Origin of the sequence: Actinomadura sp. J1-007, from assembly GCF_009793335.1 — a bacterium.
Classification (GTDB): domain Bacteria; phylum Actinomycetota; class Actinomycetes; order Streptosporangiales; family Streptosporangiaceae; genus Spirillospora; species Spirillospora yumaensis.
The window spans coordinates 2,236,670-2,260,734 of the sequence record NZ_WING01000001.1; the positions used below are offsets into that span (position 1 = coordinate 2,236,670).

A 24,065-nucleotide genomic window follows, 5' to 3' on the forward strand; every position below is an offset into this window, starting at 1 on the left:
CCCCGCAGGGCGGTACTTGCCGGCTCACACGAGCGGTGAGCTGAATAGCCAGTGCTCCACATCTATGAGCAGCCACCCGGCGAACATGCGCCGCCGATGATGGCCACCGACCACAACACCCGCAGCGAGCGGGATGCTTGTGGCCGATTGGTGCTCCTTAGAAAGGAGGTGATCCAGCCGCACCTTCCGGTACGGCTACCTTGTTACGACTTCGTCCCAATCGCCGGCCCCACCTTCGACCGCTCCCCCCGCACAAGGCGGTTGGGCCACGGGCTTCGGGTGTTGCCGACTTTCGTGACGTGACGGGCGGTGTGTACAAGGCCCGGGAACGTATTCACCGCAGCGTTGCTGATCTGCGATTACTAGCGACTCCGACTTCACGAAGTCGAGTTGCAGACTTCGATCCGAACTGAGACCGGCTTTAAGGGATTCGCTCCACCTCACGGTATCGCAGCCCTCTGTACCGGCCATTGTAGCATGTTTGCAGCCCAAGACATAAGGGGCATGATGACTTGACGTCATCCCCACCTTCCTCCGAGTTGACCCCGGCGGTCTCCCATGAGTCCCCACCCGAAGTGCTGGCAACATGGAACGAGGGTTGCGCTCGTTGCGGGACTTAACCCAACATCTCACGACACGAGCTGACGACAGCCATGCACCACCTGTCACCGGCCCAAAAGGACCCCGCATCTCTGCGGGTTTTCCGGCGATGTCAAGCCTTGGTAAGGTTCTTCGCGTTGCGTCGAATTAAGCAACATGCTCCGCCGCTTGTGCGGGCCCCCGTCAATTCCTTTGAGTTTTAGCCTTGCGGCCGTACTCCCCAGGCGGGGCGCTTAATGCGTTAGCTACGGCGCGGAATCCGTGGAAGAACCCCACACCTAGCGCCCAACGTTTACGGCGTGGACTACCAGGGTATCTAATCCTGTTCGCTCCCCACGCTTTCGCTCCTCAGCGTCAGTACAGGCCCAGAGAACCGCCTTCGCCACCGGTGTTCCTCCCGATATCTGCGCATTTCACCGCTACACCGGGAATTCCATTCTCCCCTACCTGCCTCTAGTCTGCCCGTATCCACCGCAGACCCACAGTTAAGCTGTGGGCTTTCACGACAGACGCGACAAACCGCCTACGAGCTCTTTACGCCCAATAATTCCGGACAACGCTTGCGCCCTACGTATTACCGCGGCTGCTGGCACGTAGTTAGCCGGCGCTTCTTCTGCACCTACCGTCACTTCCGCTTCGTCGGTGCTGAAAGAGGTTTACAACCCGAAGGCCGTCATCCCCCACGCGGCGTCGCTGCGTCAGGCTTCCGCCCATTGCGCAATATTCCCCACTGCTGCCTCCCGTAGGAGTCTGGGCCGTGTCTCAGTCCCAGTGTGACCGGTCGCCCTCTCAGGCCGGTTACCCGTCGTCGCCTTGGTAGGCCATCACCCCACCAACAAGCTGATAGGCCGCGAGCCCATCCCCAACCGAAAAACTTTCCACCACCCGGCCATGCGACCAATGGTTGTATCCGGTATTAGACCCAGTTTCCCGGGCTTATCCCAGAGTCAGGGGCAGGTTGCTCACGTGTTACTCACCCGTTCGCCGCTCGAGTACCCCCGAAGGGGCCTTTCCGCTCGACTTGCATGTGTTAAGCACGCCGCCAGCGTTCGTCCTGAGCCAGGATCAAACTCTCCATCAAGGCACAACGACAAGCCCAGGGGCGAACCCAGACCCGCCAAACCTCAGGAAACAATCCCAGCAAACAACCCCGAAACCAAACGTTCAGGGCCGTATTGCCTCAAAGAAATCCCCGACCACCAGCCGACAAACAACCGGCGGCCACAGGGCGACCCGACCCCTAAAGATCGAGCCGATAAAGGCACTGGCTTTTAACACGCTGTTGAGTTCTCAAGAAACGGACACCCACCGTGTGGATCCGCTTTCGCATTTCCCGCCTCGGTGGCGACTTTTTTACTTTATCAGATCCGTTCGGCTTGTCAATTTCGCCGATCTTTTCTGATTCCGCCCTTTCGGTTCCGCTTGCGCGGCGCCTTCCGGGCGGTGGTGCTATTTCATCAGATCCGGCGCGATTGTCAAAACCGAGCCTTTTCCAACCCCCACCACAGCACCACGGGCACGACGAAACGCCGTGTCCGATGATCCTCCAGTGGGTTCCCCTCCGGGCCGGCCGCCTTCCGGCGTCCCGCGTCCCCGTGGGGCGAAGAGAACAGTATGCCCATGAGGTGGCCACGTCAAACCGTTCGGGAGATGTCACGGCGGCGTGTCGTGCCGCCCGGCTCCGGTCCGCGGCCCTGCCGCGGCTCCCATCTCGGGCTTCTCATCGTGAACGCACGGGCGGACGTGGTTGTTCCTGTTGCCTTCGGCCGTGTGCGCGGTGACGATCTGATCATCTGCTCGGCGGCCGAGGAGGAATCGGTGCGGGACGGACGAGCGTTTGCATTTCCGCTGGTGGTGCTCGCCGCCACCTTCCTGGTGTTCGGTCTGCTCGGCGTCGGTAGTGCGGTCCGGACGTACGGGGAGACCGCGCGGTTCGCGGAGGGCGAGGGGAGAGCTGGGAGCTTCACCGCGCAGCAGTGGTGGTGTCAGCGCGGGAACGACTGCTACTGGCGCGGCTGGTTCCGTCCGGGCTCCGGCGTTGAAACTGGGGAGGGTGTCGCGCGTGGCGGGGGCGTCTCGGCGGAGGGTGCTGCGTTCGGGCTGCGCGGGCTGGGGCGCGGTCGCATCGCGGAGGGGGACGAGGTGCCGGCGCTCGATGTGGGGTCGCGGGAGTTCGTCTTCGCTGCGGGGGCTTCGCCCGAGTGGGGGCGAGCGGTCGTCCCGGCGTTGTTCGGTTCCTTTCTCGGGGTGCTCGGGGTTGTGCTTTGCGGGGTGCTGGTCAGGCGGGTGCGGGAGAGCGGTGGAGGGGAGCTGACGTCCGGGGGGTTGCTCGCTAGCCGGGAACGACTACAGGGCTTGCGGAATCCGCTTGCTGCAAGCGCTCGCGGAGTTCGGGATCGCTGGGCGTGCATCCCGTTCGCGCGGTCGGATGTGCAGGTCAAGGTTGTGAGATCGGCGTGGTGGACGCTGCTCTGGGGACCGATGTTTCCCGTTCTGGCGTTGACGGCCTTCGCTCTCGGGGCGGCGGGCTGGGAGGCCGGCGTTGGTGACGTGTACGTCGAGGATCGGGTTATCGCTGCGTTGCTCCTCGTCGTAGCGGTGTTCGCTGGGCTCGCTGCCGTCCAGGTCGGCAGGATGCTGTTTCTGCGTCCGCGTGTTCGGGTGACGGACGAGTCGCTCGTTATCTGGGATAGCACGTTGTTCTGGAGGCCCGTACGGATTTCGCGCTCGCGGATCGCGGCCGTTTGCTACCCCGGCGCTGTCGAGCGGTATCTGGTGTCCGGCGAACGAGCCCAGCTCACCCCGTTCCAGGAGGAGACGAATCTCGATCTGCTGCTCACCGAGGAGATCCGGCTTCCCGGGCGGAGCCTGGTCGCGGGGAACTGGATCTGGCTGGGCAAGCCCTGGAACAGGGATTTCGGGCCTCCGCCGTGGCTGCCTCGGGGGACGAGTCGTACCGGCGGCTCTCCATCAGGGTGAGAGCTCCGGAACGTACCGGTCAAGGGCTTGAGCGCTGGCTCGGGGAACGGACCGTGTCACCAGGTGCGCCCGCGCCGAGGCCGGGGCTCGAACCAGCCGACCACTTCTTCGCCGGGAGGAGGGTGGCTTCCAGGGGGAAGGGTGATGGTCGTGTCACCGTTCGGCCAGGGCCGCAGCCGGTGATCTCGGAGGTCCGGTCTGCGGGGCCGTCGGTGCTCCGGGCGTCCGTGGATACGCGGCACGACGGGGCTGGGGCGATGCGCGCGCGATTGGACAAGACGCTGGCGCGGCTGCGGCGGAAGGGAGTCGGACGGCCGCCTGTCATGGTCGTTCCGGACGGGATCGCGCAGTTCGTCGTGGGAGATCGGGCTCGTTCCCCGGCTCCGCCTTCCGATCGGGACGAAGTTGGCGGGTTTGATGTGGTGTACGAGGCGAGGCGCGTTCCGGAGGTGATGGTGCGCGTCGAGTCGCAGGGGGTGTGGGACGTCGCGTTCGGCGGGCCGGAGCTGGCCCGCGCGTTCAACCGCGTTGCGACCGGGCGGGCGGCGGAGGTGCTCGTCTACCGGGGTCCGCCGGGGGTCGCGGTCGGGCGCGGGTTGGAGGCCGTTCGGCTGCGGCGGGACGACTTGACGCCGCTGTACGAGGAACCGTTCGTTCCGCGCACGCACGTCGGGCGTCGGCTCGGGTTCGCGGTCCCGACAGGCGCGGTGCTGGAGGTCGTGCCTGGACGTCCCGACTGGGAGCTGGAGGTCGTACCGGTGCATGCGTTAGCCGGGGCGGACGGCGTGTTCGGCGGACCGGGCGTCCGGCTTGTGAGGGCGTTCACGGGGAGCGTTCGGGGACGGTCGTCGGCGGTGCTGTACTACGGCGGTCCGGAGGCGTCGGTCGAGATCGCGTGCCGTGGCGCGGACGGGTTCGGTGTCGTTCGGCTGGACGGAGGGCTCGCGCCGGCGGGACCGCTGGTGCCCGCGCCCGCCTCCCGTTCCGGCGTCACGACCGTCCGGTTGTTACCGGGGACGATGCTCCAGGTGAGTGGTGGGACGGATACCTGGACGCCCACCGTGGAACGGGCCGGGCGCTAGGGACCTGGCGGATGGGTCTTCGACGTTCACCGTGGAATCCGCCGAACCGGCGCTCGGAGCTTGGGTGGTGCGTGGGCGTTCGGGGACGGGGCGGGTGAAGGTCAGGGCTGGACTAGGTAGCCGCCGATGAAGAGGATGCCTTCGGCGACGACCCAGGCGAACGCGGCGGCGACGAGAAGGGCGTCGAGGCGTTGGGGGCGGTTGCGCACGGCGGGGAGGGCCCAGGCGGTCAGGACCGTGACCACGGCGACGGCCGCTACCGGGGCCGACAGGAGGACGGTCAGTTCGAAGTCGGCGGCGCACGTCGCGTCGTGGGCGTCGCCCGTGCCGCAGAACGCGGCGTCGCCCCAGCCGCCGAGCGCGGAGAAGAACCAGAGCAGGCCGAGCGCGAGGTTCGCGATCGTCGGGATGGCCGGCGAGATCCACCAGCCGTTCGGGCGTCGGGGCATGGCCTGCACGCACGGAACGTACCTCGGTGCCGCCGCGCCTGGAACCCCTCCGCGTGGACGAGCGGGCTACGCGCGCGTTCCGCCGCGACGGGCGCGGGGCGCGGCGCGCGTCAGGTGATGTCCTTGGATTCGTGGAGGCTCATGTCCATGACGATGGCGGTCAGGACGGCCATCGTGCGGAGCGGCTCGGGAACGGGGTCGTCGATCTGGACGGAGTACTTGTCGGCGGTGGTGAGCAGGTGGGTGGCGAGCCCCGCCCACTTCTTGCGGACGTGGGCGACCGCCTTGCCGTCGGTGTCGGAGACGACGAAGTTGTTCCTCGGCACGTCGACGTCGACGGCGCCGAGGGCGCTGCCCTGGCCGTCCGCGACGAGGTAGCGGCGGCCGACCCGTTCGGTGCGGAAGGCGCCGATCAGCTCGTCGGCGGGGTCGCGCACCTCGGTGAGCTCGCGCCCGCCGTGCTTGTCGATGAACACCAGCGGGGCGCCGTCGGGGGTTTCGAGCAGTACGGCGCGCGCGTCGAGGTCGGACTTGCCGGGGAACACGGTGCGCAGCGCCTCGGAACGGTTCTTGACGCTCGTCTCCGCGGCGACGGCGAGGACCGTTCCGTCGCCGTCGAGGACCTTGTAGCGGGATTTGGCGAACGGTCCGCGGCGGGGCTGTTCGACCCTGAGCACCGGCGTGCCGAACACGTCGCTCACGGGGTCTGCTGGGCTCATCGGCCACCTCTTCGTCCGTTTGTCGGGTCCGCCGCCTTGGGTGGCGGTACGACGCTCAAGCGGCGATCCTGCCAAGACGGGCGGGCCGGGGGAAGGTCCCCTAGCGCGGCGGCGGGCCGAAACCATCCGCCGGTCACGGAGAATTCGCGTGGGCGACAGGCCCGGTCGGGGCAGGAACCAAGAAGGGCGGTCCCGTGAACGGGACCGCCCTTCTCACGCCGTACGGCTCATGGACTCGATCAGAAGTCCATGCCGCCGCCGTCGGGCATGCCGGCGGGGGCGGGGTTCTTCTCGGGCTTCTCGGCGATGACGGCCTCGGTCGTCAGGAACAGGGCCGCGATCGACGAGGCGTTCTGGAGCGCCGACCGGGTCACCTTGGCCGGGTCCAGGATGCCCGCCTCGAACATGTTGACGTACTCGCCGGTGGCGGCGTTCAGGCCCTCACCCGGGGTCAGGTTGCGGACCTTCTCCACCACGACGCCGCCTTCGAGACCGGCGTTGACCGCGATCTGCTTGAGCGGCTCCTCCAGCGCGCGCTTGACGATGCCCGCACCGGTCGCCTCGTCGCCCGACAGCTCCAGCTTGTCGAACGCCTTGGTGCCGGCCTGGAGCAGCGCCACGCCACCGCCGGGGACGATGCCCTCCTCGACGGCCGCCTTGGCGTTGCGGACGGCGTCCTCGATGCGGTGCTTGCGCTCCTTGAGCTCGACCTCGGTCGCCGCGCCGGCCTTGATGACCGCCACGCCGCCGGCCAGCTTGGCCAGCCGCTCCTGGAGCTTCTCGCGGTCGTAGTCGGAGTCGGTGTTGTCGATCTCGGTACGGATCTGGTTGACCCGGCCCGCGATCTCGTTGGCGTCACCGGCGCCGTCGACGATCGTGGTCTCGTCCTTGGCGATCACGACCTTGCGGGCACGCCCCAGCATGTCCAGCGTCGTGTTCTCCAGCTTGAGGCCCACGTCCTCGGAGATCACCTGGCCACCGGTCAGCGTCGCGATGTCGCCGAGCATGGCCTTGCGGCGGTCGCCGAAGCCCGGGGCCTTGACGGCCACGGACTTGAAGATGCCGCGGATCTTGTTGACGACCAGCGTGGCCAGGGCCTCGCCGTCGACGTCCTCGGCGATGATCAGCAGCGGCTTGCCGGACTGCATGACCGACTCCAGGACCGGCAGCAGGTCCTTGTTGGCCGACACCTTGCCCTGGTTGATCAGGATGTAGGGGTCCTCCAGGACCGCTTCCATCCGCTCGGGGTCGGTGACGAAGTAGTGCGAGATGTAGCCCTTGTCGAAGCGCATGCCCTCCGTCAGTTCGAGCTCCAGACCGAAGGTCTGGCTCTCCTCGACGGTGATCACGCCCTCCTTGCCGACCTTGTCCATCGCCTCGGCGATCATCTCGCCGATCTGCGGGTCGCCCGCGGAGATGGACGCGGTGGAGGCGATCTGCTCCTTGGTCTCCACGTCCTTGGCCAGCTTGGACAGCTCCTCGCTGACCCGCTCGACCGCGGACTCGATGCCGCGCTTGAGCGACATCGGGTTGGCGCCGGCCGCCACGTTGCGCAGACCCTCGCGCACCAGCGCCTGGGCCAGCACGGTGGCGGTCGTGGTGCCGTCACCCGCGACGTCGTCGGTCTTCTTGGCTACTTCCTTGACGAGCTCGGCGCCGATCTTCTCCCAGGCGTCCTCGAGCTCGATCTCCTTGGCGATCGACACACCGTCGTTGGTGATCGTGGGAGCGCCCCACTTCTTCTCCAGCACGACGTTGCGGCCCTTGGGACCAAGGGTCACCTTCACCGCGTCAGCGAGCTGGTTCATGCCGCGCTCGAGACCGCGACGGGCCTCCTCGTCGAACGCGATCATCTTTGCAGCCATAGGCTCCAGTCCTCCCGGAACAAGGTGGCCAAAACGGATCGAGCCGACGCCCGCGACGGACGGCCCCCACCGACGACTGCCATTCCGCCGCCGAACTGAGGCCTCATCGCCCCGACCCAGACTGTGGGATTGTCACTCTCCACAGCAGAGTGCCAACCGTTTTTTAGCACTCTACCCTGCCGAGTGCAAGCGTCGTACATCGTCCCGCGGAGAGTCCCCTCCCGTACGGCCGGGCACCCCATGACCAGGACCGGGACCGTCCCGGGACGATCCGGGACCGCTCCACGCCGCTGCGCCGCGTACCGCTGTAAGAGCCTATTCACGCGATGCTCAGGGGCTGTGCACACGGCGGTAGGCAGGCTGATGAGCCCCGCTCTCGTCTGCGCTACACAGCCGTCGCTAGGAGGGGAGGCCGGTCGGCCGGTAATGGTCAGGGTCGGAGGACTTGACCAGGGGCAGCACCTCGGCCTCCAGGCGCCTCGGGACGCGGAGGTTGTAGCGGGTCTCCAGGCGGTTCCGCGCGCGTACGTAGCGGGCCGCGGCCTCTTCGAGCGAGCGGGGAACGGTCTGGACGCCCAGGGGTTCCAGCAGGTGGCGGCTCATCCTGAGCAGCTCGCCGCGGATCCGGTCGGACATGCCGTGGCGGCGCTTGCTGACCAGCCACAGTGTCCAGTCCCAGAAGTGCGCGTCCACGGCGGCGAGGGTGTCGGGTCCGATGCGCCACGGCGGGTTCCAGCTCCGCGGCACGTCGGGGAAGATCAGGTCGACCTTGACCGGGCCGGGCAGGATCAGCAGGTAGCTCTCGCAGTCGCCGAGCGGGTCCCACTGCGCGGCCAGCGGATCGTACGGGGCGGCGAGTACGGGCAGGTCGGAGGCGATGTGGCCGAAGTCCTCGGCGGTGATGTGGAAGTCCCAGTCCGACAGCTCGGTGGCGGTTCCGCGCGCCCGGGAGCCGATGGGCTCGACCAGGCGCACCGCGGGGTGCGCGCGCACGGCCCCCACGATCTCCTCCGCTATCCCCATGGAGGGCCTTTTACCCCGCTCCATCAGGACAAAAGCCCTTCCCTGCGCCATCTCGTTCGATGGGACGGGGAAGGGGCTCGCGGGCGGACGGCCCCGCAGCGGGCGCGTGTCCCGGTCAGCCGCCGGCGACGGCGGGGATGATCGAGATCTGGGCGCCCTCGGGCGTCGTGGTGTCCAGGCCGTCGGCGAAGCGGACGTCCTCGTCGCCGACGTAGACGTTGACGAACCGGCGGATCTTGCCGTTGTCGTCGAGGATGCGGGCGGAGATGCCGGAGTAGCTGGCCTCCAGGTCGGCGACGACCGCGCGCAGGGTCGCGCCCTCGGCCTTCACCTCCGCCTCGCCGCCGGTGTAGGTCCGCAGGATCGTGGGGATCCGGACAGACACGCTGCTCATGGTGGACTCCTCAGGATGGTGCCGGTCGTTCTGCGTCGGGGGTGCGGGGTCAGGCGAGGCCCGCGGCCCGGAACGCGTCGAGCGTCGGGGCGATGTTCGCGGAGGGGCGCGCCACGGGGGCGACCGCGTCGAGGGTCTTCAGCCCGTCGCCGGAGTTGATGATGACGGTCTCGGCGGACGGGTCGAGCGCGCCGTTCTCGGCCAGCTTGCGCAGGGACGCGACCGTGACGCCGCCCGCGGTCTCGCCGAAGACGCCCTCGGTGCGGGCCAGCAGCCGGATGCCGTCGACGACCTGCTCGTCGGTGACGTCCTCGACCGCGCCGCCGGTGCGCCGGACGACGTCCAGGACGTACGGGCCGTCCGCCGGGTTGCCGATGGCCAGCGACTTGGCGATCGTGTCGGGCTTCACCGGCCGGACGACGTCGTGCCCGGCCTTGAACGCCGCCGCCACCGGGCCGCAGCCCGTGGCCTGCGCGCCGAACACCTTGTAGGGCCGGTCCTCGACCAGGCCCAGCTTGATCAGCTCCTGGAACGCCTTGTCGATCTTGGTGAGCTGGGAGCCGGAGGCGACCGGGACCACGATCTGGTCGGGCAGCCGCCAGCCGAGCTGCTCGGCGATCTCGTACCCGAGGGTCTTGGAGCCCTCGGCGTAGTACGGCCGGACGTTGACGTTGACGAACGCCCAGTCGTCCTGCTCGCCCGCGATCTCCGAGGCGAGCCGGTTGACGTCGTCGTAGTTGCCGTCGACGGTGACGAACGTGCCGCCGTACACCGCCGTCGTGATGATCTTCTGCGACTCCAGGTCGGACGGCACGAACACCGCGCTGCGGATCCCGGCGCGGGCCGCCGCCGCGGCGACCGCGTTCGCGAGGTTGCCGGTGGACGGGCAGGCCAGGACCTTGAAGCCGAGCTCGCGGGCGGCGGCGAGCGCCACCGCGACGACGCGGTCCTTGAACGAGTGGGTCGGGTTGCCGCTGTCGTCCTTGACCCACAGCCGCTGGAGGCCGAGCGCCTCGGCGAGCTGGTCGGCCCGGACGAGGCGGGTCAGGCCCGGCTCGGTGTTGGGGCTCTCGGCGACGTTCTCCGGAACGGGCAGCAGCCCGCGGTAGCGCCAGATGTTGCGCGGCCCGGACTCGATCGAGGCGCGGGTGACGCCGCCGAAGTCGTAGGCGATCTCCAGCGGCCCGAAACACTCCTCGCACGCGTAGTGCGGGCCGAGGTCGCGGGTGTGGCCGCATTCGCGGCAGACGAGTCCCGTCGCGGGTCCGAGGTCGGCGGTGGCAGGCGTGAGTGCCATGTAGCGAGGCCCTTTCTCCCCATCTTTCCTGCGCCGCCTTGACGCAGGCCGGAGTTGGCACCATCTCCCGGCCGGCCTCGCAGAATCGCGAGCGCGTACGTGCCGGGTGGTTGCCGGGGCTTCGCAGGGCCGGTCCCTCCACCCCTCTGGATGAGCGGTATTCAGTTGTCCACGAGAACCATCCTCGTGCGGCGAGCGCGGAAGCGAGAGCTATCGGCTCGTATGCGTGACTTTACATGATCTGACCGGATGCCAGACAGGTGGGTCCCACACGTTGAGACGTTACCCCGGCGTGGTCTTGATCACGCCGGGGTGCGTCCGCCGGGGCGGGGGCGGGCGAGGAGGCGGCGGCGGTAGCGGGCCGGCGCCGGGTCCGTGCCGCCCTCCTGGGTGGGGTCGAGGAACACGTGGCGGACGATCGGCAGGCGCTCGCGGAGGCTCGCGTCGATCGCGCCCGCGACGTCCTCGGCCTCGTCCGCGCTGATGTCGTCGGAGAAGTGCACCTTGGCCGCCACGAGGATGTCGTCCGGACCGAAGTGCATGGTGAGCAGCTCCTCGACGCCGGTCACGCCGGGCGCGCCCTCGATCTCGGCGCGGATCGCGCGCTGCGCGGCGGGGTCGGCGGCCCGGCCGATGAGCAGACCCATGCTGTCGCGGCCGAGGGCGACCGCGACGACCACCAGGAGCAGGCCGATCAGGATGGACGCGACGCCGTCCCACACCGCCGAGCCGGTGAGCTCGCGCAGCGTGAGCCCGGCCGCGGCGAACGCCAGGCCGACCATCGCGGCGCTGTCCTCGAACAGCGCGGCCTTGAACGTCACGTCCGGCGTGCGCCGCACGTGCTCGACGACGCCGGGGCCGTCCCCGCGCGTCTCGCGCCGCGCCTGCGTGTACGCCCGGACCCACGAGGCGCCCTCCAGCAGCGCGGCGAGCGCGAGCACCGCGTACGCCAGCCAGACCTGCGTGCCCGCGCCGCCGTGCCCGGTGATCGCCAGGACGCCCTCGAAGATGGAGTAGCCGCCGCCGGCGACGAAGATGCCGAACGCGGCGAGCAGCGACCAGAAGTAGCGCTCGTTCCCGTACCCGAACGGGTGGTGTTTGTCGGGAGGCCGCGCGCTGCGCCGCAGCGACGCCAGCAGGAACCCCTGGTTGAGCGTGTCGGCCACCGAGTGCGCCGCCTCGGCCATCATCGCGCTCGACCCCGCGAGCACTCCGGCGGCCAGTTTCGTGAACGCGAGGATGAGGTTCGCGGCGCCCGCTACGAGCACCGTCTTCTTCGTCTCGGCCCTACTCACGCGCCAGGGTTACCCCGGGCCGGGGGGCCTAATCCGATGGGTCCGCGTACGCCCGGCCGTCGCGTCCCTGCGTTCTCGACAATCTCGCGGGTCACTTTGGTGCGGCGCCAAAGCAACTGAGACCCTGCCGGTATGAGCCAAGTGCTGGTGGCGTCCAACCGCGGTCCGGTGTCGTTCTCCCTCTCCGACGACGGCACGCTGACCATGCGGCGCGGGGGCGGGGGCCTTGTTTCCGGCCTCGCCGCGGTGACCGGCGGACGGGGCCCGGACGGACCGCCGTCGGAGAACGGCGCGGCGCCCGAGGTTCTGTGGGTCTGCGCCGCGCTCGGCGACGCCGACCGCGCCGCGGCGCGGCAGGCCCCGGACGGACGGCTCGACCAGGCGGGCCGCGACACGGGCGGCGCGGCGGTGCGGATGCTCGACATCCCCGCCGACACGTTCCACCGGGCCTACAACGCGGTGGCCAACTCGACGCTCTGGTTCGTCCACCACCTGCTGTACGACACACCGCGCACGCCGCACTTCGACGCGCGGGCGCGCAGGGACTGGCAGTCGTACGAGGCGTACAACGCGGCGTTCGCCGACGCGCTCGCCCGGGACGCCGCGCCGGGCGCCAAGGCCGCGATCCAGGACTACCACCTGTCGCTCGCGCCGCGGATGCTCCGCGACCGCCGTCCCGACCTGAAAATCGTCCACTTCTCGCACACGCCGTGGGCGCCGCCGGAGTACTACCGCCTCCTGCCGGACGACATCGGCGCGCGGATCCTCGACGGCATCCTCGGCGCGGACCACGCGGGGTTCCTGACCGAACGGTGGGCGTCGGCGTTCCTCGACTGCTGCGACCTGCTTCCGGGCACGAAGGTCGACCGGCTCGCCCGTACGGTCACGCGCGCGGGGCACGTCACCCGGATCGGCGTGCACGGGCTCGGCGTCGACGGCGCCGCGCTGCGCGAGCGCGCCGCGCGGGACGACGTGGCCGAACGCGCGCGCGCCCTGCGCGAACGGGTCGGCGACCGGCGGCTCATCGTGCGCGTCGACCGCACCGAGCTGTCGAAGAACATCGTGCGCGGCCTCGCCGCGTACCGCGAACTGCTCGTCAACCACCCCGAGTGGCGGGGACGCGTCGTCCACCTGGCGTTCGCCTACCCGTCGCGCCACGACCTGCGGGAGTACCGCGAGTACACCGAGGCGGTGCGGCGGACGGCCGAGCGGATCACCGAGGAGTTCGGGACGCCGGACTGGGACCCGCTGATCGTCCAGGTGAACGACGACTTCCCGCGCTCGCTCGCCGCCTACGGGATGGCGGACGTGCTGCTGGTCAACCCGATCCGCGACGGCATGAACCTCGTCGCGAAGGAGGGCCCCGTCCTGTCGGAGCGCGGATGCGCGCTGGTGCTGTCGCGCGAGGCGGGCGCCGCGGCCGAGCTGGACTCCGACGCCCTGCTCGTCAACCCGTACGACGTGTCGCAGACGTCCGAGGCCCTCCACCGGGCGCTCCTGATGCCGCACAGGGAACGCGCCGAACGTTGCGCCCGTCTCGCCGCCGCCGCGACCGCGCTCCCGCCGCACCGCTGGTTCGCCGACCAACTGGCGGCCCTCGACTGACTTGTTCCGGGGTCGTTCGGGTAGCCGGTCCGTCGGGGCGCGGTTCGTTCTCCGGTGGATTTCGGTCGGTCGTGGCGCTGAACGGTGCGTGACGCGGCTTCTCGCCGTGTCAGCGTGCCGGGGCGGTGGAGGGCGGGGCGTTCTCGCTCGTGACCGCGTCCGCGCCCGTGCCGGAGCCCGCGTCCGCGCCGGGGGCCGGGAGGAGGCAGGTCACGGGGCCCGGTTCGTGGCGGCGCTGCCAGCGTTCGCGGATGTCGGCCTTGCGGTGCGCCATGCGGCGGTGCGTGCTCGTCCTGGTGAAGCGCGCGAGCTGGGCCGCGGACGGTTTCGGGGCGCCGCTCGGCTCGTAGCCGTAGTCGGTGAGGCGGTCGCCGAACGCGGCCTCGGCCAGCCCGACCTCCCACGGCTCCAGCCGTCCGGCCCACGAGCCGACGCGGCCGGACGTGACGGCGCCGTGCGTGCGCCCGTGCCACCGCTTCTGCGGCGGGACGGTCAGTTTCGCGAGGCCCTGCGGGGCGGCCATCGCCGGGTCGTACTCCTCGCCGAGGAACGCGCACAGCCTGACCAGCTCGTTCTCGGGGTCGGCGACGAGCCGTTCGTACCGCAGCTCGTAGAACGAGTCCGGGCCGAGCCGAGCCGCGTTGCGGCGGCCCTTGTCGATCGCCTCGCGCCACACGGAGATCGCGTGGTTGACGTCGAGCTTGTACCAGGGCATCTCCTTCAGGGACGCCACGCAGTCGCGCCCGTCCCGGACGAGATGCACGAACTGCGCGTCCGGGAACATCCGCAGCAGCTTGTCGACGTGCTTGAAGTAGCTGGGCCGCTTGTCGCCCCAGCGCGGCCTGCCGAACCGGCGCGCGTACGCGCCGAACACGATGCCGAGCGCGGAGCCCAGCGTCGGCGGCCCGGCGACGATCTCGTCCGCGACGGCGGCGGCGTCCAGGCCGAGGTCGCGGAACTTGGTCTCGCTCCGCCCGGTGATCCACTCGGCCAGCGCACGCCTGTTCTCGGTGGCGCGGAGGTCACCGAACTCGCACCTCGCCGTGTAGGCCGGAAGGACGAAGCGCGTCTCGGACGGCACCGCGAGCGCGGGGTGCGAGTGGAGCATGAGCTGCAACAGCGTCGTTCCCGAGCGGGGGCAGCCGATGACGAAGAACGGCCTGGCGGGCGAGGCCGGCGTGCCTGGAGACATGACCCGCATGCTCGCGGGCGCGCGCGCCGCCGGGACGCCGTCTGGGCTCACGCTTGCCGAGGCATTGCCGACCCTTGACGGCCGCTGACCTCGCCGTTCCGCCCCATGCACGCCCGGCGGCGGGGAGCGGGGCGTTCAGGCTCGGGGTCAGGTGCGCGGGTCAGGTGTAGGACTCGCCCAGGGTCTGGCGGACCTGCTTGCGGGCCTCGTGGATGCGGGACTTGACCGTGCCGAGCGGCAGCTTGAGCTGCTCGGCGATCTCCGCGTACTCCAGTTGCGAGACGTCGCGCAGGACCAGGGCCTGGATGAGGTCGGGCTTGCGGGCCTCCAGGTCCTCCATCGCGTCGAGGATGTCGACGCGCGAGCCGGCGATCACGCTCGTGCGGCGCGGGTCGGGGCGCTGCTGGGGCAGCTCGCCCGCCTGCTCGACCGAGCGGCGCTTCAGCGACCGGTAGGTGGAACGGGCCGAGTTGGAGACCACCACGTGCAGCCACGTGCTGAACCGCGACCGGCCCTCGAACCGGTGGATGTTCCGCGCGACCTGCAACAACGCGTCCTGGCACGCCTCCTCGGCGTCCTGCCGGCAGGGCAGGAAGCGCGAGCTGTGCCGCAGCACGTCAGGCTCGATCTTGCGCAGGAGCTCGTTGAGGGCAGCCTGATCCCCCTGAGCGGCCTTGACGGCCAGCTCCTCGGTCCTCTCATCGAATGCCATCGCCGCGCCTCATGGTCGTCTGCACACACCCCGTTTGTTGGGCATGATACGGGAGTGTCCTTCCCACCTACTGTCGGCCGTTACCGAATCGATCGCGTCCTCGGGTCAGGGGCGTTCGCGTCTGTGTGGCTCGGGCACGACGACGCGCTGGACGCCCAAGTGGCGATCAAGGTGCTGTCCGGAAGCCTCATCGACGACCTGGACGTGCGCAATCGCTTCCTGGAGGAGGCGCGCATCCTGCGCAGGGCCGACTCCGAACGGTTGGTCCGCGTGCACGATATCGGCGAGCTCCCTGACGGGCGCCCCTACTTCGTGATGTCGTACGCCGACCGCGGAACGCTCGCCGACCGCATGCGCGAACGGCCACTTCCGGTCAACGAGGCGCTCGCCCTCGCCGAGGAGACCGCGCACGGCGTCGAGGTCATCAACACGCTCGGGGTGATCCACCGCGACCTGAAACCGTCCAACGTGCTGTTCCAGTCGACGGCGGACGGCGGCGAGAAGGTGCTGATCGCCGACCTCGGCCTCGCCAAGGCCCTCGCGCACGCCTCCGGCGCGTTCACGCTGCCCGTCGGGACGCCCGGCTACATGTCGCCCGAGCAGGCGCGGTTCGGCGGCGGTCTCGACGTGCGCGCCGACGTGTACGGGCTCGGCGCGCTGACCTACCACATGCTCACCGGCCGCGCCCCCGGCCCCGCGCCCGTCAAGTCGCCGCCGAGCGCCCTGCGCGAAGGGCTGTCGCCCGCGTTCGACCAGGTCATCCTGCGTGCTCTTGAGGTCGAACGGGAGAAGCGCTGGCCGACCGCCGAGGCGTTCGCGGAGGCTCTGGCGACGCTGCGCCCGACCGGCGTGCCCGGCGCGGCGGGCGCCGGCGCGGCTGCCGGTGCCGCGGCCGGTGCGACGGCGGCCGGCGCCGCGGCGGCCGGTGCCGGTTTCGCGCCGCCGCCGGAGACCGAGGCCGACATCGACCCTGATGCGACCATGCACGACCGCTTCCGGCAGCCCGCGCCGCCGTCCGCCCCTGCGCAGGGGCAGGGCGGTGGAGGTTACGAGCAGCCGGGCGGCGTTCAGGGGCCGGGCGGCACGGAGGTGTCGGGCCACGAGCCGTACGGGCAGGAGCAGATGCCCGCGGGCGCGCAGACGCAGCTTGACCAGCCGATCGAGCGGCTTCCGCCGGACGACGACGTCCGTACGTCGGAGATGCACGTGCCTCCGGGGCAGGACCGGCGTCCGGCGGCCGGCGAGGACGCGACGATCGTCGACCATCCGGGCGGCGCCGGCGGGGCGCGGTTCGGGCAGGCGGAGCCGCCGACCGATCCGGACGACGGCCGCACCGTGTCGTTGCCTCCTTCCGGCTACTCCGCGTCTCCCGGCGGTGGGAGCGGCGGAGGCGGCGGAGGCGAAGAGGGCAAGACGACGGTGTTCCCGATGCAGCCGCCGGGGGGCGGCGGCGGTTCCGGGCAGCCGCAGGGCCCCGGGTACACGCAGGGCCCCGGACCCGGTCAGCCGTACGGCGGCGGGCACGGGCAGCAGGGGCCGCCTCCGCCGACCGGGTTCCAGGCGGCTCCGCCCGCGCAGGGCGGCGGGCAGAAGGGTGCGCGCGGCGGCTTCCTGGCCAAGCTCAAGGGCGGCGGCGGCAGCGGAGGCGGTTCGGGAGGGACGGGCGGCGGCCCGTCTCCCGCGCGAGGGCAGGGGCCCGCGGCGGGAGGGCCGAAGAAGTTCCTCACCCCGTTGATCATCACGGTGGTGGTGCTGGCCGTGGCGGTCGTCGGCGGGCTCGCGCTCGGCACGCTGTTCTCGGACGGGGACGACGGCGGCGGGGCGGCAAGAAGAAGTCGTCCGTCCCCGAGGACTTCACCTCGTTCGCCGACCCGGGCGGCAAGATCAAGGTGTCGGCGCCGCGGACGTGGCCCCGCCAGCAGGAGCAGACGTGGGTGCCGTCGACGGTCGGGCTCGCGGACGCCCGGCCCCGGCCGGTGCTCCGCGCGACCCCCAACGTCGTCGCGTTCAAGGGGAACGGCAAGAGCCCCGGCGTCTTCGTCGGCGTGACGACCGACGTGGCCCCGGGCAAGCTGCCGCCGCCAGCGGCGGCCTCGCACTCGCGCTGCACGAAGGGCTCCCCCGAGAACTACACCTCCCCGACGGCGCGCTCTCCGGAACGATCACCCGCTACACCGCCTGCCCGGCCGGAACGCCCTCGGTCACCGAGGTCGGGCTGAAGGACAAGGGCGGACGGTTCGGCCTGTGGGTCCGGGTGAAGGAGAGCGACAACCGCAACCTGACCAAGAACATCCTCGACACCCTCAAGGTCACCGGTCCCTGACGACAGGTCACCGGTCCCTGACGAACACATCGCCGCCGGAGCCCGCCGTCTCGGTACGGGCTCCGGCGGCATCGTCGTTCGGGCGGCGCCTGAGCAGGCGGGGCGCCCGGACGGGCTAGTTCCGCCCCTCCTTGACGGACGTCCCGCCGGGGCGCGTGGCCGACCGCCCGGGGACGGCCTCCGGCGTGCGCACGTGCTCGGGCAGCGGGCCGTAGCCGCCGAGCCGTGCGACCGCACGCCGGAGCGGCCGGGAACCGGCCACGCCGCCGAGCAGCCGCCGCGGTCCGGACGTCCCGCCGACGCGCAGCGGCCTGCCCGCGAGCGTCGGCGCGACCAGGAAGCGGTGGGCGGCGAGCTGGGCGCTCTGCACGGCCGCCGTCGGCCAGCCGCGGCGGCGCTGCACGGCGGCGAGGTCGGCGGTGGTCACGCCGCCGCGCAGCAGCGGCCCGCACAGCCGGTTGGCCGCCGCGACGGAGTCCTGGATCGCGAGGTTGATCCCGACGCCGCCGACCGGCGACATGGCGTGGGCGGCGTCGCCGACGCACAGCAGGCCGGGCCGGTACCAGCGGCGCAGCCGGTCCACGCGGACGTCCAGCACGCTGACCTCGTCGAGCCCGCCGACCCGGTCGGCGAGGAACGGCAGCAGCTCCGCGACCGTCCGGCGCAGCCCCTCCGCCTCCGGCTCGTACCGGCCCTTCGGGACGACGTAGGCGAGCTGCCAGTACCCGGTGCGGTTGATCGCCGCCATCAGCCGTCCCGGCGAGGCGCGCAGGAACGAGTCGTCGCGGTCGCCCGGACGGCGCGGCAGGCGGAACCACAGCACGTCCATCGGCGCGCCGAACTCCCGCGAAGGCAGTCCCGACGCGCGCCGCAGCGCCGAATGGCGCCCGTCCGCGGCGACCGTGAGCGCGGCGCGCAGCACGCGCCGTTCGCCCGCCGCGTCGCGGTAGCGGACGCCCGCGACCCGCCCGTTCTCGTGGACGAGCCCCGTCGCCTCGGCGTTCGTCAGCAGCCGGAACCCCGGATGGCGGGACGCCTCGTCCGCGAGCATGTCGAGGAAGTCCCACTGCGGCACCATCGCGAGGTACGGATGGGGGCCGCGCAGGGCGCCGAGGTCGGTCAGCGTGGCCTCGCGGTCGTCCAGGACGAGCGTGAGGCCGGTGACCTTGCGGTGTTCGAGGCGCTGGAAGCGCTCGCCCAGGCCGAGCTCGTCCAGCACCTCCAGCGTGGACGGATGGATCGTGTCGCCGCGGAAGTCGCGCAGGAAGTCGCCGTGCTTCTCCAGGACGGTGACCTCGATCCCGGCGCGAGCGAGCAGGAGCCCCAGCATCACGCCGGCCGGGCCGCCCCCGGCGACGCAGCATGTGGTGGTCTCGGACATGCGCACCACCCCCTCGCACTCAATTCATCACATGATGAGATCTGGGTCAACCCCGTCGGGTGTTGCATCGCGACCGGTTTCCGATATATCGTTAATGCATCGCAACCGATCAGAGAAGGAGAACCGCGATGCGAGACCAACACCACCACCAGAGGCGCGGAACGTTCCGCGCGCCCGAGGAGCGCCAGCGGCGCGGCGACCCGTTCGGCCCGTGGGGCGCCGCGTTCGGTCCGGGCGGCCAGGGGTACGGGCCGGGCTTCGGCCCCGGCCGGCACGGCCACCCCGGAGGCAGGGGCCGCGGCGGACGCGGCCGGCGGACCCGGCGCGGCAACGTCCGCGCCGCCCTGCTGGCCCTGCTCGCCGAACGCCCGATGCACGGCTACGAGATGATCCAGGAGCTCGACAACCGCACCAACGGCGTCTGGCGTCCGAGCCCCGGCTCGGTCTACCCGACGCTCCAGATGCTGGAGGACGAGGGCCTGGTCACCAGCGAGGAGCAGGGCGGCAAGCGGCTGTTCGCGCTGACCGACGAGGGGCGCGAGAGCGCCGAGGCCCAGACCGCCGCCCCCTGGGACGAGGTCACCGAGGCCGCGGGCGAGAACGTCATGCGCGGCCGGGAGGCCGTCGGCCAGCTCATGGGCGCGCTCCAGCAGGTCATGGCCGTCGGCAGCGAGACGCAGAAGGCCCGGGCGCTGGACGTCGTCAACGACGCCCGCCGCCGCATCTACGGCATCCTCGCCGATGACCCCGAAGCCGAGTAACCCGCGAGAGAAGTCCGAAAGAGCCGGCCCGTACGCCTCGCGCCCGCGCCGCCCCTGGTCACCCGGCCCCGCGCCGCGTCACCACCGGCCGCCCCGGCCGAGCCCGAACGGGCCACCCCGGGCCGCCGGGCGGACGACCCCCAGTCGTCCCCCGGCGGCCCGTCCTTTTTCCCGGTCACAGGGGCCGAGGGCGGGGGTCAGCGGGGGAACGGGGCGTGTTTGGCGAGCTGGTCGGCCATGTAGAGCTGTTTCCAGACGTACAGGCCCATGTCGCGGCGCGTGAGGTGCTCGTCCACCGGGACCGCCACCGTCGCGCGCACGAGATAGGAAGCGCCCGGCGGCATGTACTGGTCGCCGCCGTCACCCGCTAGCAGCGGGCCGCCCGCGAGCCGCCGGACGACTTCGCTTTTGATCGGAAGCGTGCACATGTCCTCGGGGACGCCCGCCTGTGGCATGCACCGGCCGCGTCCCTTGGAAAGGACGAGATTCTTCTTGACGAAGACGTCTCCCGGGAAATCGAGCAGGACCTTCTGGCTCGATGGGTTGCTGAGCACGTATTCCACGTAGGCGAACGTCCCGCCCGACGGCGGGGACGACGATTGCAGGCTCGCCACGTCGTCGCTCGTCCGGCCGGTGACCGCCTCGATCCGGTACTTGGACCCGTCGGCCGTACCGACCGTGATGGGCCCTCCCCGGCGCGGCAGCGCCTGCTGCCCCTGCGACGTCCCCTCGCCGGCGCTGGGCGCCACGACCGCGGGCCCGTCCTTGTCGTCGCCCGATCCGGGAAGCAGGAGCAGACCGCCCGCGACCAGGGCCGCCAAGCCCAGCACGCCCGCCGCGATGAACCCGTTGCGGCGTCCGGCCCGTTCCTTCTGCCTGCGTTCGCGATGACGCGAGCTGCGCGTGCCGAGCCGTACCTCGACCCCGCTCGTGGCCCGTACGCCCGTTGGACCGGTCGCCTGCTCCCCGTCGCGCCGTACCTCTCACTTGAGGTCTCGGCGGTGTCCGCGCTGTACGGGGCGGCCATCGGCTGCGCGCCTGTACCGAACGGATCCCTTGCCTGCTGCTCCTCGGTACCGAACGCACCGTTCGGAACCGGCCTCTCGGTACCGAACGCACCCGTCGCCGCCGGCGTATCGGTACCGAACGCATCCCCGGCCTGCCGCGCGCCTGTACCGAACGCACCGGTCGCCGCCTGAGCGTCGGTATCGAAGGAGTTCCCCGCCAACGACTCAGAGACCCCGTACGCGCCCATCGGCGCTTGTGTGCCTGTTCCGTACGCGCCCGCCGGTGCCTGCGCGGCCGTTCCCGACGCGCCCGTCGGCGTCTGTGCGGCTGTACCGGGCGCGCCCGTCGCTTGCGGCGTACCTGCACCGAACGCGCCCGTCGACACCGAATTGGTTGTCCCGTACGCGTCCGCCGGTGCTTGCGCGGCCGTTCCGAACGCGCCCGTCGGCGTCTGTGCGGCTGTACCGAACTGGCCTGTTGCCGGTTGGGTGTTGGCGGCGGGCGGGGCCGTTGGCGGCTGGGGGTTGGTGGTGAACGGGCCGGTCTGCTGGGGGCCCGTCGTGTACGGGCCCGTTCCTTGGGTGTTCGTTCCGAAGGGGGCGGCGAGTGTTGGGTGGGGGCCCGTCGCGAAGGGGGCTGTGGGGTACTCGCCCGTTCCGGCTCCGTACGGAGGGCTCGCCGGTGGGGTCTCCGTACCGTACGGACCGGTCGGGGCTTCCGCCTCGCCGGGCCTGTGCGGGATCCCTGGCTCTCTGTCCACCGTCAACGCTCCCCGTTCTCCTGGCCAGGTCCCCCCGGACCCGGCCCTCGGACGTCACCGAGTCGGCACAATCCCCCATATTTTGGCGCAATTGGACGTCAGGTCCACACGTGACCCCGGAGTCTCTGCAAAGACGACAATCCCTCCGGTCACACTTGTCACTTGGAGGGGTCCAAACGGGCGCCGCGGACCCGGAGCGCCTCAGGCGAGGGACTCCAGCAGCATGTCGAGGAACGCGACGACGCCCTCGGGGCCGTCAACGATCACGTCGGCGCGTTCGGCGAGCGCGGTGACCTCGGACGAGCCGCTGCACACCTTCACGCCCGGGACGCCCTCGGAACGGAACGCGTCGATCGCGTCGTACGCCGCGAGGTCCCCGAGGTCGTCGCCCGCGAACAGCACGGCCGACGGGAACCCGCCGCGACCGTCCGATGCGGGCGCGGACGGCTCCGGCGCCCCGGCCGTCCCGGCGCGGCGGGCCTCGATGAAGGCGCGCAGGGCCTTGCCCTTGTCCATGCCGGGCGGCCGGAGCTCCAGCACGAAGCGGCCGGGCTCGACGGCGAGGCCGGTGCGTTCGGCGAGGGCGGCGATGATGCCGCGGAGCCGTTCGAGGGCGACCTCGGGCTCGGCGCAGCGCCGCGTGTGGACGGCGAGGGCCTGCCTCTTGTCCTCCACGAACGTCTCGGGCGGGGCGCCCGCGGCCTTGAGGATCTCGGGCAGCTTGGCGCGGGCCTCGGCGACGCCGGGCGGCGGCTCGGGCTCGGTCAGCGTGCCGGACTCCCAGCGTTCGAGCCCGTACTGGCCGAGCACGACCAGGCCGTCGATGCCGTCGAAGCCGCCGTACTCGACCGCCACGGCGGCGGGCCGGCCGGTGACGATCACCAGGCAGCCGACGTGCGGGGCCAGGCGGGCGAGCGTCCCGGCCGCCCGGGGATGGGCCCGGGCGGCGGCGGGGTCATCGACGATCGGTGCGAGCGTGCCGTCGAAGTCGAAGCCGAGCACGGCCCCGGCCGGGTGGGTGCGGATCGCGTCGAGGCCGTCGGCTCCGTCGGCCGTCACAGAGCGGGGAGAGTTCACGTTGACCAATGGTGGTCAACTCAGGGGCGGATGCCGAGTCGGCGCGCGGCGCGCTGCCGCTGCCGCTGCGTCCGCATCCGGCGCAGGCGCTTGACCAGCATCGGGTCGTGCTCCAGCGCCTCGGGCCGGTCGATCACGATGTTGAGGAGCTGGTAGTACCGCGTCGCCGACATGTCGAACGTCTCGCGGATGGCCTGCTCCTTGGCTCCGGCGTACTTCCACCACTGCCGCTCGAAGGCGAGGATCTGGCGGTCGCGCTCGGACAGCAGGTCGGCGGGGAAGGCGCCCTCGTCCCCCGGGCCCTCGTTCATCGGGTGCAGGGCTGAGCCATCGTTCATGCTTCCGTCCTGTTGGGGGCCGTGATCGGGGGCGTTCGCCTCGCTCATGAGGTCCCCTCTGTGGTCACTAATCCCGGGTCGTCCGGGTTCGGCCGGTGCCATGCTACGCGTCCCCGACGACAAGTTCCGGCGGTTCCGGGGGAACGGACCGGCGTCGTTCGCGCGACCGCGCGCGGCCGGTCCCAGTGCACCACAGAGCCGACGACCAGCCACTTCTCACACACCGTCACAGATGATCACACGGGCCCCAGCGGTCCGGGACGCCGCCTCGGCACCCTTGCGTTCAACGGCGAAACGCCCGCCACATCCGTACCGTTGACGTAGGACCGGCAGACCGGGAAACGCGCGGGAAAAGCGCGCGGTCGGGAACCTGTGCAGGCTACACGCGTTAAAGTATGTACAGTGCAACATACCGTCCGGAATCCGAGACGGCAGGCAGTGAACGGAGACCTTTGCATGGCGACGGAGACCTCCACGCACCACTCCTCCGGCGCGCCGCCCGAGGAGGCCGGGGAGGCGCCCGGCGTTCCCGATCCGGTGCTCTCCGAGATCGCCGTCGCGCTCTTCCACATCCGGCGGGTATGGGGCAAGCCGGATCTGATGAAACGGATCCGCGCGCAGACGTCCGGCGGCCCCGGCGGGCGCCCGCTCCAGCTCTCCAACCTCATGGTCGTGCACGCCGTGGCCGCCCTGACCGTCGAGTGCACGGGCAAGGGCGAGGTCACCGTAGGCGCCGTCGCCGAACGCCTTGAGATCGACCCGTCCACCGCGTCCCGCCTCGTCGGCCACGCGATCGACGCGGGACTGGTCTCGCGCCGCCCGTCCCCCAACGACGCCCGCCGCGCCAACCTCGGCCTCACCGACGCCGGCCGCCGCGTCAAGCAGGTGGCCGAACGCTTCCGCCGCGCCTACCTCGCCGAGCTGATGACGGAGTGGACGCCCGACGAGCGCGCCGTCTTCGCCCGCCTCCTCAGCCGCTTCGCCGACGCCGTGGCCCAGTCCCCGCCCATGGACCTGGACGGCGTCGACAAGATCTTCGAAGAGGCCGCCGCCGACTGACTCCCCCTCCCGCCGGCCCGCCCCGCCGCCCGTCCGTACGGCTGCGCCGCGGGCGTGCGCGGGCTCGCGGGCGGCCAGTGGGCCTGTGCCCCGTTGGTGGGCGGCTGGACGGGGCACAGGCGGTCGCGGGGGAGGCGCGGTCTGGC

General features: G+C 71.0%; 19 protein-coding genes, 1 rRNA gene and 1 riboswitch. Of the genes, 6 read left to right on the forward strand and 14 right to left on the reverse strand.

What is annotated here, in order from left to right:
• Nucleotides 1-161: 161 nt before the first annotated feature.
• Nucleotides 162-1,681 (reverse strand): 16S ribosomal RNA (locus tag GEV43_RS10095).
• Nucleotides 1,682-2,325: 644 nt separating this feature from the next.
• Here GEV43_RS10095 and GEV43_RS10100 point away from each other — a divergent pair.
• Nucleotides 2,326-3,579 carry a hypothetical protein gene (locus GEV43_RS10100; protein WP_160820450.1) on the forward strand — a complete coding sequence of 418 codons (1,254 nt, stop codon included), beginning with the start codon at nt 2,326-2,328 and terminating at the stop codon, nt 3,577-3,579.
• A 422-nt stretch (nt 3,580-4,001) separates the two neighbouring features.
• Entirely contained in the window at nt 4,002-4,661 is a 660-nt protein-coding gene (locus GEV43_RS10105) for a hypothetical protein (RefSeq protein ID WP_160820451.1), read from the forward strand.
• Nucleotides 4,662-4,762: 101 nt separating this feature from the next.
• Here the strand turns inward: GEV43_RS10105 and GEV43_RS10110 are convergent, their stop codons facing one another.
• From GEV43_RS10110 to GEV43_RS10140, 7 genes are all read right to left on the reverse strand, one after another.
• The gene (locus GEV43_RS10110) at nt 4,763-5,119 is read right to left on the reverse strand and encodes a hypothetical protein (RefSeq protein ID WP_160820452.1); all 357 of its coding nucleotides are present in this window, start codon (nt 5,117-5,119) and stop codon (nt 4,763-4,765) included.
• 101 nt (nt 5,120-5,220) lie between these two features.
• Nucleotides 5,221-5,829, reverse strand: coding sequence for a phospholipid scramblase-related protein (locus GEV43_RS10115; protein WP_175250017.1), 609 nt, complete (start codon nt 5,827-5,829; stop codon nt 5,221-5,223).
• Between the two features lie 239 nt (nt 5,830-6,068).
• Nucleotides 6,069-7,694, reverse strand: coding sequence for a chaperonin GroEL (gene groL / locus GEV43_RS10120; protein ID WP_160820453.1), 1,626 nt, complete (start codon nt 7,692-7,694; stop codon nt 6,069-6,071).
• A gap of 399 nt (nt 7,695-8,093) precedes the next feature.
• On the reverse strand, nt 8,094-8,717 hold the full coding sequence (locus GEV43_RS10125) for a nucleotidyltransferase domain-containing protein (RefSeq protein WP_160820454.1): 624 nt from the start codon (nt 8,715-8,717) through the stop codon (nt 8,094-8,096).
• A 115-nt stretch (nt 8,718-8,832) separates the two neighbouring features.
• Nucleotides 8,833-9,111 carry a MoaD/ThiS family protein gene (locus GEV43_RS10130; RefSeq protein ID WP_160820455.1) on the reverse strand — a complete coding sequence of 93 codons (279 nt, stop codon included), beginning with the start codon at nt 9,109-9,111 and terminating at the stop codon, nt 8,833-8,835.
• Between the two features lie 49 nt (nt 9,112-9,160).
• Nucleotides 9,161-10,408 carry a threonine synthase gene (thrC, locus tag GEV43_RS10135; RefSeq protein ID WP_160820456.1) on the reverse strand — a complete coding sequence of 416 codons (1,248 nt, stop codon included), beginning with the start codon at nt 10,406-10,408 and terminating at the stop codon, nt 9,161-9,163.
• Between the two features lie 16 nt (nt 10,409-10,424).
• A riboswitch (SAM riboswitch) is annotated at nt 10,425-10,565 on the reverse strand.
• Between the two features lie 145 nt (nt 10,566-10,710).
• Nucleotides 10,711-11,703, reverse strand: coding sequence for a cation diffusion facilitator family transporter (locus GEV43_RS10140; RefSeq protein ID WP_160820457.1), 993 nt, complete (start codon nt 11,701-11,703; stop codon nt 10,711-10,713).
• Between the two features lie 132 nt (nt 11,704-11,835).
• Between GEV43_RS10140 and GEV43_RS10145 the strand changes: the two genes are divergently transcribed.
• Nucleotides 11,836-13,308 carry a trehalose-6-phosphate synthase gene (locus tag GEV43_RS10145; RefSeq protein ID WP_160820458.1) on the forward strand — a complete coding sequence of 491 codons (1,473 nt, stop codon included), beginning with the start codon at nt 11,836-11,838 and terminating at the stop codon, nt 13,306-13,308.
• Nucleotides 13,309-13,417: 109 nt separating this feature from the next.
• On the opposite strand, the gene GEV43_RS10150 is transcribed toward GEV43_RS10145, so the two are convergent.
• Together GEV43_RS10150 and GEV43_RS10155 are read right to left on the reverse strand one after the other, a co-directional pair.
• The gene (locus GEV43_RS10150; RefSeq protein ID WP_160820459.1) at nt 13,418-14,500 is read right to left on the reverse strand and encodes a sulfotransferase; all 1,083 of its coding nucleotides are present in this window, start codon (nt 14,498-14,500) and stop codon (nt 13,418-13,420) included.
• A 160-nt stretch (nt 14,501-14,660) separates the two neighbouring features.
• The gene (locus GEV43_RS10155) at nt 14,661-15,212 is read right to left on the reverse strand and encodes an RNA polymerase sigma factor (protein ID WP_160820460.1); all 552 of its coding nucleotides are present in this window, start codon (nt 15,210-15,212) and stop codon (nt 14,661-14,663) included.
• 123 nt (nt 15,213-15,335) lie between these two features.
• Here GEV43_RS10155 and GEV43_RS49910 point away from each other — a divergent pair, with 123 nt between their 5' ends.
• Nucleotides 15,336-17,261, forward strand: a complete 1,926-nt coding sequence (locus tag GEV43_RS49910; protein WP_375539036.1) for a serine/threonine-protein kinase — start codon at nt 15,336-15,338, stop codon at nt 17,259-17,261.
• A gap of 389 nt (nt 17,262-17,650) precedes the next feature.
• On the opposite strand, the gene GEV43_RS10165 is transcribed toward GEV43_RS49910, so the two are convergent.
• On the reverse strand, nt 17,651-18,916 hold the full coding sequence (locus GEV43_RS10165; RefSeq protein ID WP_160820461.1) for an FAD-dependent oxidoreductase: 1,266 nt from the start codon (nt 18,914-18,916) through the stop codon (nt 17,651-17,653).
• A gap of 128 nt (nt 18,917-19,044) precedes the next feature.
• On the opposite strand from GEV43_RS10165, the gene GEV43_RS10170 reads away from it, so the two are divergent.
• Complete coding sequence (locus GEV43_RS10170; protein WP_160820462.1) at nt 19,045-19,677, forward strand: PadR family transcriptional regulator; 633 nt, start codon at nt 19,045-19,047, stop codon at nt 19,675-19,677.
• A 197-nt stretch (nt 19,678-19,874) separates the two neighbouring features.
• On the opposite strand, the gene GEV43_RS10175 is transcribed toward GEV43_RS10170, so the two are convergent.
• The 3 genes from GEV43_RS10175 to GEV43_RS10185 all read right to left on the reverse strand — a co-directional run bounded on the left by GEV43_RS10175 (nt 19,875) and on the right by GEV43_RS10185 (nt 22,860).
• Nucleotides 19,875-20,507, reverse strand: coding sequence for a hypothetical protein (locus GEV43_RS10175; protein ID WP_160820463.1), 633 nt, complete (start codon nt 20,505-20,507; stop codon nt 19,875-19,877).
• A gap of 1,139 nt (nt 20,508-21,646) precedes the next feature.
• Entirely contained in the window at nt 21,647-22,504 is an 858-nt protein-coding gene (otsB, locus tag GEV43_RS10180; RefSeq protein ID WP_160820464.1) for a trehalose-phosphatase, read from the reverse strand.
• A gap of 38 nt (nt 22,505-22,542) precedes the next feature.
• Entirely contained in the window at nt 22,543-22,860 is a 318-nt protein-coding gene (locus GEV43_RS10185) for a DUF3263 domain-containing protein (protein WP_160820465.1), read from the reverse strand.
• Nucleotides 22,861-23,316: 456 nt separating this feature from the next.
• Here GEV43_RS10185 and GEV43_RS10190 point away from each other — a divergent pair, with 456 nt between their 5' ends.
• A complete protein-coding gene (locus GEV43_RS10190) occupies nt 23,317-23,919 on the forward strand; it encodes a MarR family winged helix-turn-helix transcriptional regulator (RefSeq protein WP_160820466.1) in 603 nt (200 codons plus the stop codon).
• The last annotated feature ends 146 nt before the right edge of the window (nt 23,920-24,065 follow it).